This is a genomic window from Vibrio sp. RW, from assembly GCF_027587105.1.
GTDB lineage: Bacteria > Pseudomonadota > Gammaproteobacteria > Enterobacterales > Vibrionaceae > Vibrio > Vibrio toranzoniae.
The window spans coordinates 1-739 of sequence record NZ_JAPPTM010000076.1 but is presented as its reverse complement, the minus strand read 5'-3'; the positions used below and the strand labels follow the sequence as shown (position 1 = coordinate 739).

The following is a 739-nucleotide window of genomic DNA, read 5'->3' as shown; positions in this document are numbered from 1 at the left end:
ATCACCGTTGAAGTCCGCATCCGGCGTGATGGTGAATGAACCATCATCGTTGGCCGTCACCGTCGCGTTATCACCCGCGGTTAAGTTGGCAGCCGTTAGATCATCGCCATCCACATCCGATGCTTGGGCAAGCAGTTGCTCTTGGCTTAGGGTGATTGAACCATCTTCATCCACTGAGTAAGCCAAGTCGCCCGCCACTGGCGCGTCATTGACGGCGATAACATCAATACCCGCCGTTGTGGTCGCTGTTGCACCATCGTCATCGATAATGGTCACATCAAGGCTGATATCGCCGTTAAAGTTTTCATTCGGAGCAAAGGTGACTGAGCCGTCTTCGTTTTGAACCAAGATACCGTCGGCACCCGAGTAGCTCACGCTATCAAGCGACACGTCACCATCCACATCCGAGCTGTTAGCAATCAACTGCTCAGGACTCAATGTGATGCTGCCGTCTTCGTTCATTTGGTAAGACGTAGCGCCCGCCACTGGTGCATCGTTGACATCCGTTACCGTTACGTCGATGTTTGCATTAACGGTCTCTGTTCCGTCAGATACTGAGAAGTCCAGACTTACATCGCCATTGAAGTTCTCGTTCGGAGCAAAGCTATACGTGCCATCACCGTTATCGGTGAACACCCCTTCAGCGCCCGTGTACGACACATCCGTGATAGGCAGCTCATCACCATCTATATCTGCAGCGCCTGCTAATAGATCAGCGTCTGTGAAGGTTAACGAGCCA

At 52.2% G+C, this 739-nt stretch carries 1 protein-coding gene; it reads right to left on the bottom strand.

The features are described 5' to 3' along the window. Positions 1-739 (bottom strand): cadherin-like domain-containing protein (locus OCT63_RS21370; RefSeq protein ID WP_269984593.1); only part of this gene is annotated, 739 nt, incomplete at both ends.